Below are 7,764 nucleotides of genomic sequence, written 5' to 3' on the forward strand. Positions count from 1 at the left end.
TCCCATCAGCGATTGCTGACAGCAATGCAACGATTCAGTGTTTCCGTCGCCTTGCCGCTGTCTATAAGAGAAGCAGCTAGCGTAATGCCGTCGGCGATGGAATCAGCCTTGCGGGCTACGAACAGCGCTGCGCCGGCATTGAGCAGGACGGCGTTGCGTTTCGTTCCCTGGATTTTGCCAGCCAGGATATCCCGCGTAATCTGTGCATTTTCTGCAGGTTTGCCGCCGACTAGCTCTTCTTTCGTTCCCGGTACGAGACCGAAGTCTTCCGGCCGGATGGTAGAGGTCCGATAATAGCCGTCGCGCAGTTCGCAAATCGTTGTTGGTCCATTCGGTGAAATTTCGTCGAGCTTTTCTTTGCCGTAGGCGACGATAGCCCGTTTGACGCCGAGCGAATCGAGGACCTTGACCAGCGGTTCGACGAGATATTCATCATAGACGCCGAGGAGGAACATTTCCGGCTTAGCCGGGTTAGTCAGGGGGCCCAAGATATTGAAGACCGTACGGAAACCCAGTTCTTTGCGGATGGGACCGACGTATTTCATGGCGGCGTGATATTTCTGAGCGAACATAAAGCAAAAATTCGTTTCTTTCAGCATCGCAAGGGCCAGATCCGGATTCTGCTGGATATTGATGCCCAATGCTTCCAGACAATCGGCCGTACCGCACAAGGAAGAAGCGGCCCGGTTGCCGTGTTTGGCTACTTTGACACCGGCCGAAGCAATGACCATGGCCGCTGTTGTAGAAATATTGAAGGTATGGGCGCCATCACCGCCGGTACCGACGATTTCCAGCACTTCCATGCCCGGATGTGGAACGGGCGTTGCCAGGGATCGCATCGCTTCGGCACATCCCGATATTTCATCAATGGTTTCTGCTTTCGTACTCTTTGTAGAAAGCGCGGAAAGAAAAGCCGCATTCTGCGTCGGCGTCGTTTCCCCTTTCATGATTTCCAGCATGACCGTTTTGGCTTCATCGTACGTCAGGTCACCTTTGCTGACAATTTTAATAATCGCTTCTTTAATCATGATAAATCCCCCTCTGTCCTATATATGCATATTTAAGAAATTTTGTATCATAATCGGTCCCTGCGGTGTCAGGATAGATTCCGGATGAAACTGCAGGCCATATGTCGGATAGTCCTTGTGGCGCACAGCCATGATTTCCCCATCTTCCGTCCGGGCAAGAACCTGTAATTCATCGGGCAGCGTATCCGGATCCAGCGCCAGTGAGTGATACCGGCCCACATCGATACGTTTGCCGAGGCCGGAAAACAATGGATCTTCCGTGTCAACTTCCACGATGGACTGCTTGCCATGCATCAATTCTTTGGCGTAGGTAATCGTACCGCCATAGGCTTCACATAAAGCCTGATGGCCCAGGCAGACGCCGAGGAGTGGCACTTTGCCGGTAAAATAGGTAATGGCCTGTTCACAGATTCCTGCATCGGCCGGTCTTCCCGGTCCCGGAGAAATGATGATGTGGTCCGGCTTCATGGCAGCAATCTCTTCTACCGTCTTTTCATCATTGCGGATGGCCAAAATATCCGGGTCGAATTGTCCCAGGAGCTGATACAAGTTATAGGTAAAACTATCATAGTTATCGATGAGTACAATCATTGGTCTATCCCTCCATCGGCCTTTTCCAGTGCGAGTACGACGGCTTTTGCCTTATTGATGCATTCCTGATGTTCTTGTTCCGGAACGCTGTCCGCTACGATGCCGGCACCAGAGCAGACGAAGACGTGATTTTTTTTCTTGTACGCCAGGCGGATGCCAATGCAGCAGTCCATGTTTCCCGTAAAATCGATATAGCCGATGGCCCCTCCGTAGACGCCCCGTTTATGACCTTCCAGTTCATCAATGATTTCACAGGCCCGGATTTTGGGAGCTCCGGAAAGCGTCCCTGCCGGCAGCACGGAAGCAATGGCATCGACAGCCGTCTTGTCTGGCCGTATCCGGCTGTGCACAGTCGAACCGATATGCATGATATGGGAGAATCGGAGTACGTCGAGATATTTTTCTACGTGGACGCTGCCAAATTCACTGATGCGTCCCAGATCATTCCGCCCCAGATCGACGAGCATATTATGTTCTGCCAGTTCTTTGGCGTTATGGAGCAATTCCTGTTCCAATGCCTGATCCTCTTCCTGTGTCTTTCCCCTGGGCCGCGAACCAGCCAGCGGGAAAGTAAATAAGTTGCCATCTTCCAGGCGGGTCAGTGTTTCCGGTGATGAGCCGGCCAGTTCGATTTCATCACCAGAAAAGAAGAACATATACGGCGATGGATTCAGCGTGCGCAATACGCGGTATGTATCGAGCAGGCTGCCTTCGGCTTCGGCCATCATGCGGTTGGAGAGGACGACCTGGAAAATATCACCTTCCCGGATATATTCCTTTCCTTTTTCCACCATGCGACAGTATTCGTCTTTCGTAAAAAGAGGCTTAAATTCACTTTTGAGTGTAAGTGGAATATTCCGGGCTTTTTCCCCTTTGCGTATGAGTACTTCCATGCGCTGTAATTCCAGCATAGCCCGATTATAATTTTCATCAGCCGATTCCAGCCGTACGTTGACGATAAGGTAAATCTGTTGTTTGAGATTGTCGAAGACGATGACCTTATCAAACAGCATGAGGTCAAAATCATTAAATCCATCATCATCTTTTGCCTGCAGATTCAGGGATGGTTCGGCGTATTTGATGAAATCATAGGCAAAATATCCGACAAGCCCGCCTGTAAAGGGCGGCATGCCATCGATACGCGGTGCTTTATTATCATCCAGGATCTGACTGATGAACGTTTCGGGATGCTGCGAGCGGACCGTAACTTCTGCCCCGGTCTTGATATGAACGACGCCGTCCTTGCAATAAATACCCATCTGCGGGTCGTACCCGATAAAACTGTACCGGCCCCAGCGCTGGCTGTCTTCCATACTTTCCAGCAGATAGCAATGAGAACTGACATTCTTGACGATGCGCAGCACTTCGACTGGCGTACGTACGTCAGCATATATACTGCGGCACAACGGTACGACTTTATATGTGCCGGCATATTGTTTTATTTCTTCCAGACTCAGCGTTTCCATTGGGACCTCCTCCATTCAGACACCAAAAAACCGCCCCTGACAATTGTATATATTGTCAAGGACGGTTAACTTATACCGCGGTGCCACCTTGCTTCAGGATCTGACTCCTGCTCTCGACGGAATACCATCATATTCCCGGCAACTGACGTATGCCTCCACGTCGCAGAATACTCGGCATCAGCCTTTGACTGCGCCCTCAGCGGTCCATTTAACAAGCTGCTTACGGCCGGCTCTCAGCACCCCGGCTCTCTGTACGTGCACGTCATGTTTTTACTTCCGCCTCAAAGGTTTTGGGACGATGTTCATTTGATGTACCAAATCATACACCGGGATACGAGCCTTGTCAAGTACCAGAAGACGAAGTAAAACGTGATACGCACAAATTTATTTTTATGCGCCACAAAACCGGTATCAGCGATATGAAAAATTGTACGCATGACTATGACAAATTCCATTATCATCTCTAATCCGGGCAACTGTGCAAGCCTTATTTTCTGTGCTATACTGAAAAAAATACTACCTGCGAGGAGGGATTTAATATGGACACAGGACTCATTCATATTTACTGCGGTGACGGCAAAGGAAAAACGACGGCATCCCTGGGGCTGACGATCCGCTGTGCCGGCCGTGGCGGCAAGGTATTATTCACCCAGTTCCTCAAAGATATGGAAACAGGAGAACTGGCTTCGCTGGCCCGCATCCCCGGCATCACGGTCATCCGTGGCAAGGGATTTAAAAAATTCACCTTCCAGATGACACCAGAAGAATTGGCAGAAGCCAAGAAAATCCAGACACAGATGTTCGATAAAATCGTAGATACGGTACGCAAAGATACGCCGGATATGCTCGTCCTCGATGAAATACTCGTCACCTGCAGCCTGGGCCTTCTCGATGAAGAAAAAGTACTGCAATTCCTGCGCACAAAGCCAGAAAAACTGGAAGTCGTCATGACGGGCCGCAATCCGTCACAAGCCCTTATCGACATGGCTGATTACGTATCGGAAATCTGTAAGCGCAAACACCCCTTCGATAAGGGGATAGGCGCCCGCGTCGGTATTGAAGAATAAGCCATCTATTCATGCTGAACCAAAGCTGATATAATGCGAAAAACCTGGCATAAACGTTTCCTGGCCAGGTTTTTCTTTATGACAAAAGCACTATTTATATGTAATAAACTACATATTATTCCATCACGGTTCCTGTACTTTTTATACTATCTCACTTTGTTCCGCCACTTTTCCTTTAATTTTAGGAAACACTCTGTTAAAATAATGATATACACTATATGTCGGACACTTTTTAGTTTATGTATATAGATTACCCATATATCAAGGAAGTGGCAGTATGACCTTACAACAGCTTCATTACATTGTTGAACTATCAAAGCATAATTCTATTTCAGCGGCCGCCCAGGCTCTGTTCATTGCCCAGCCCAGTCTTAGTACAGCTGTAAAAGAGCTGGAGAAAGAATTTCACATTACCATTCTGGAACGAAACCGCCATGGCATCAGTTTTACACCGGAAGGGCTGGAATTCCTCAATTATGCCAATCATATCATCGAGCAGACGACAAGCCTGCGCGAACATTTCAGTCCTCAGCAGGAAGGAGAAAAAAAGCTGCGCCTGTCTATTTCTTCCCAGCATTATATGTTTGCCGTCGATGCCCTCACCGATTATCTGCAGTCGATTATACGGAATCCCCGGTACACCATCACCTTCCGTGAAGGCCGTACTTCCCAGGTCATTCAGGATGTCATCACTCAGCGCAGCCAGATTGGCATCATTTTTATTTCCAAAATGACACAGAAATTCATGGAACGGACTCTCCGCAAAAATGGGCTGGAGTTCACAGAGCTCTTTTCCTATCCGCCTTATGTATTTATGAATACGGCTCATCCATTATCCAAATACGATTCCCTGTCGATAGAACAGCTGGCACCATATCCCTATATCCAGTACACTCAGGAAGAAGACTCGTACCAGTTTTCTGAAGAAATCATTATCCCCGATATCAATCCCGAACGGGCCATCAATATCACCGACCGTTCCACCTTATTCAGTATCATCGCTTCGACCGATGCCTATACAGTCGGTACGGGTATCCTGTTCCGCGCATGGGATTATTGGCCTATCGTGTCTATTCCTATGAAAAACCCGCTGGATATCATGCGCGTCGGCTGGATAAAATCCCAGACTACAAACTTATCTCCGACAGCCCGGGACTATATCGAACAATTAAAAAATACTCTCATCAACCGTGGCGTGACCCTGTCGGAATCAGCCGTTCCAAAAACAATTGATTCTGCAAAACCTGATATGCCATCAGAAAGCTAAGCAGATATAGCAAAACAAGCTGTAACAAAAGGACTTCAAAAGTCCTTTTGTTACAGCTTGTTTTATTAATACTATTCAGTCCGACAGAGGCTTCCGGAATCCAGAAGCCTCTGTCAGATGAAACCCTATGCTGTTATGGAGTTTGTGCTTTTTCCAGCACTACCTTCAACCTGACTCTGCGGTTTCTGTTCGGCAAAGTTCCAGGGATCTTTGCGGATGAAACCATCGGAGAAAGGAACGAAAACGGAAATGATGGCAGATATGCCGAGGAGGTAAATGAACCAGCAATACGGCAATACTTCCAGCGGAGATACTCTGCCGTTGGCAAAGCCGACCATGATCAGCATTTGTGCGCCGTATGGGATGAGGCCCTGGAAGATAGAAGAAAATGTACTCAGGAGGGCCGCACTGCGGCGGGGATCAACGTGGAACTTATAGCAGATGCGTTTGGCAACTTCGCCGTTGATGATGATGGAAACGGTATTATTGGCCGTAGCAATATCCGTAATGGATACCAGTGCAGAAATCCCAAGTTCGGCCGAATTCTTGCCTTTGATAAAGCGCTGTACATTGACCAGCAGGTACGAAATCCCACCGGCTTTATTGACCATAGCAGCCAGGCCGCCAGTCAGCATGGAGAGGAAGAAGATATCCGTCATGCCCAGGAAGCCTTTGTAAATAGCCTGTGCAAAAGTCAGAGCCGTCAGATCTCCATAGAAAAGCCCGATAATGCCAGCCAGGACGATACCACCGGCCAGGACCAGGAATACGTTGGCACCGGCAACGGCCGTAACCAGAACGACTACATAAGGCAGAACTTTAATCAGATTATAGGGATGGTCCCCTGTGCTGACGGCCGTTTCAGAACCACCGAAAATAATCAGCAATATGACTGTCAGGATGGCCGGAATCAATGTCAGCCAGAAATTCAGGCGGAATTTATCTTTCATGGCACACCCCTGTGTACGGGTCGAGGCAATGGTCGTATCGGAAATAATGGAAAGATTATCACCGAGCATGATCCCGCCCATGACACAGCCGATCATAAGAGGCAGGGGAATACCGGCTTTTTCAGCAACGGCGACAGCAATAGGTCCGACAGCAGCCGCACTGCCGACAGATGTACCCGTTGCCGTAGCAATGAAACCGGAAATAACGAATACGCCTGCTGCCAGGTATTCTGGCGGAATATAGGTCAGGCCCAGATTGACCGTCGAGTCAATACCGCCCATAGCCTTACAGGTAGCAGCAAAGCCACCGGCCAGCAGGTAGATGATGCACATGATGATGATGTTGGAATCACCGCAGCCTGCGACAAACGTTTCAAATTTTTCTTCAAAATTACCCTTGATAACAAAGAATGCAGTAATCGCGCCAATAGCAGCTGCCAGTGGAGCCGGGAACTGATAGAAGGCCATTTCCATACCGCTCATATCCAGAATAATGCCACTGCCCAGGTATACGGCAACAAAGACGATGAACGGAATCAATGCAATGGCATTTGGTTTTGCCTGATTCGTTACTTGTTCCTTTTCATCTCTAACGTCCATCTCGACTTCTTTTTCGAGTTCTTCACGCTCTTTCATATGATTTCTCCTTTCAAATATCCCAATGAAATAACAGCATCGGATTCTTCTGCTTTATTAAAAATCTGTAGTGGCCACGTATCACAGATTCTTATGCATAATTATAGTTAAAATTAATATATCGGTATAGAGCAATACATATGTCCCCGTCCATCTACATCCGCAAATATTTAATAATATCACCGTCATAGATGCATATGCAGTTATTATTTTCGTATTTCTTAACTCTGTATTTATTTTACAATATAATGTCGTTTTTGTATAATACATATTCATTTTGGTTTTATATAGCTAAATTTTATATTAACTTTGTTGTACTATATCGATAGTTATAAATAATTCAAATATCAAGCAAGCGCACGAAAGCACCCCGGACACATATCCAGAGTGCTTTCGTGCGCTTATACATCTATGGTGAAAATGGAGGTTGTTAACAGACAGAGGGGAGATACAGGGGTATTACTTTCTGTCTGCCAATTTCTTGTAGGAATCGAGCCGGTCTTTCATATCTTTTTCCGTACGTTCGTAGAACTGTTCCGCCTGTTCCGGGAAGACTTTCTGCAGCGATGCATACCGTACTTCGCCCAGGAGGAAGTCTTTCAAATCGCCCTTAGGATCCTTCGAATCCAGGCTGAATCCATTCTTGCCGGCTGCTTCTACGTCCGGGTTGTACCGGTAGAGGTGCCAGTATCCGTTCTGTACGGCTTTCTTTGCTTCTATCTGGCTGAAGCCCATGCCCTTCTTGATGCCGTGGTTGAT

Annotated in this window: 7 protein-coding genes; 2 read left to right on the top strand and 5 right to left on the bottom strand. The window is 47.7% G+C overall.

All coding sequences use genetic code 11. From position 1 onward, the window contains the following. Nucleotides 1-5: 5 nt before the first annotated feature. The 3 genes from trpD to B2U90_RS01750 are packed head-to-tail and all read right to left on the bottom strand — an operon-like array spanning nucleotide 6 to nucleotide 3,085. Nucleotides 6-1,028: an anthranilate phosphoribosyltransferase gene (gene trpD, locus B2U90_RS01740; protein WP_292016955.1), complete on the bottom strand. Its 1,023-nt coding sequence runs from the start codon at nucleotides 1,026-1,028 to the stop codon at nucleotides 6-8. Nucleotides 1,029-1,046: 18 nt separating this feature from the next. After that, nucleotides 1,047-1,619 carry an anthranilate synthase component II gene (locus B2U90_RS01745; RefSeq protein WP_059076588.1) on the bottom strand — a complete coding sequence of 191 codons (573 nt, stop codon included), beginning with the start codon at nucleotides 1,617-1,619 and terminating at the stop codon, nucleotides 1,047-1,049. Next, on the bottom strand, nucleotides 1,616-3,085 hold the full coding sequence (locus B2U90_RS01750) for an anthranilate synthase component I family protein (protein WP_059076587.1): 1,470 nt from the start codon (nucleotides 3,083-3,085) through the stop codon (nucleotides 1,616-1,618). Before B2U90_RS01750 ends, B2U90_RS01745 begins: the two co-directional genes overlap by 4 nt. A 539-nt stretch (nucleotides 3,086-3,624) precedes the next feature. On the opposite strand from B2U90_RS01750, the gene B2U90_RS01755 reads away from it, so the two are divergent. Further along, on the top strand, nucleotides 3,625-4,152 hold the full coding sequence (locus B2U90_RS01755; RefSeq protein WP_292016956.1) for a cob(I)yrinic acid a,c-diamide adenosyltransferase: 528 nt from the start codon (nucleotides 3,625-3,627) through the stop codon (nucleotides 4,150-4,152). Between the two features lie 277 nt (nucleotides 4,153-4,429). Beyond that, entirely contained in the window at nucleotides 4,430-5,419 is a 990-nt protein-coding gene (locus B2U90_RS01760; protein WP_292016957.1) for a LysR family transcriptional regulator, read from the top strand. Nucleotides 5,420-5,544: 125 nt separating this feature from the next. On the opposite strand, the gene B2U90_RS01765 is transcribed toward B2U90_RS01760, so the two are convergent. Both B2U90_RS01765 and B2U90_RS01770 read right to left on the bottom strand, forming a co-directional pair. Continuing rightward, nucleotides 5,545-7,005, bottom strand: coding sequence for a Na+/H+ antiporter NhaC family protein (locus B2U90_RS01765; protein WP_307788708.1), 1,461 nt, complete (start codon nucleotides 7,003-7,005; stop codon nucleotides 5,545-5,547). 459 nt (nucleotides 7,006-7,464) lie between these two features. Next, nucleotides 7,465-7,764: pyruvate-flavodoxin oxidoreductase (locus tag B2U90_RS01770; RefSeq protein ID WP_292016958.1), on the bottom strand; the 300-nt coding region annotated here is incomplete at its 5' end.

The organism is Megasphaera sp. UBA4233, from assembly GCF_002395615.1.
Taxonomy (GTDB): Bacteria; Bacillota; Negativicutes; order Veillonellales; family Megasphaeraceae; genus Megasphaera; species Megasphaera hexanoica.

Coding starts and splice junctions, on each gene's coding strand:
- trpD (WP_292016955.1), bottom strand. CDS start 1,028: ATGATTAAAGAAGCGATTATTAAAATTGTCAGCAAAGGTGACCTGACG.
- B2U90_RS01745 (WP_059076588.1), bottom strand. CDS start 1,619: ATGATTGTACTCATCGATAACTATGATAGTTTTACCTATAACTTGTAT.
- B2U90_RS01750 (WP_059076587.1), bottom strand. CDS start 3,085: ATGGAAACGCTGAGTCTGGAAGAAATAAAACAATATGCCGGCACATAT.
- B2U90_RS01755 (WP_292016956.1), top strand. CDS start 3,625: ATGGACACAGGACTCATTCATATTTACTGCGGTGACGGCAAAGGAAAA.
- B2U90_RS01760 (WP_292016957.1), top strand. CDS start 4,430: ATGACCTTACAACAGCTTCATTACATTGTTGAACTATCAAAGCATAAT.
- B2U90_RS01765 (WP_307788708.1), bottom strand. CDS start 7,005: ATGAAAGAGCGTGAAGAACTCGAAAAAGAAGTCGAGATGGACGTTAGA.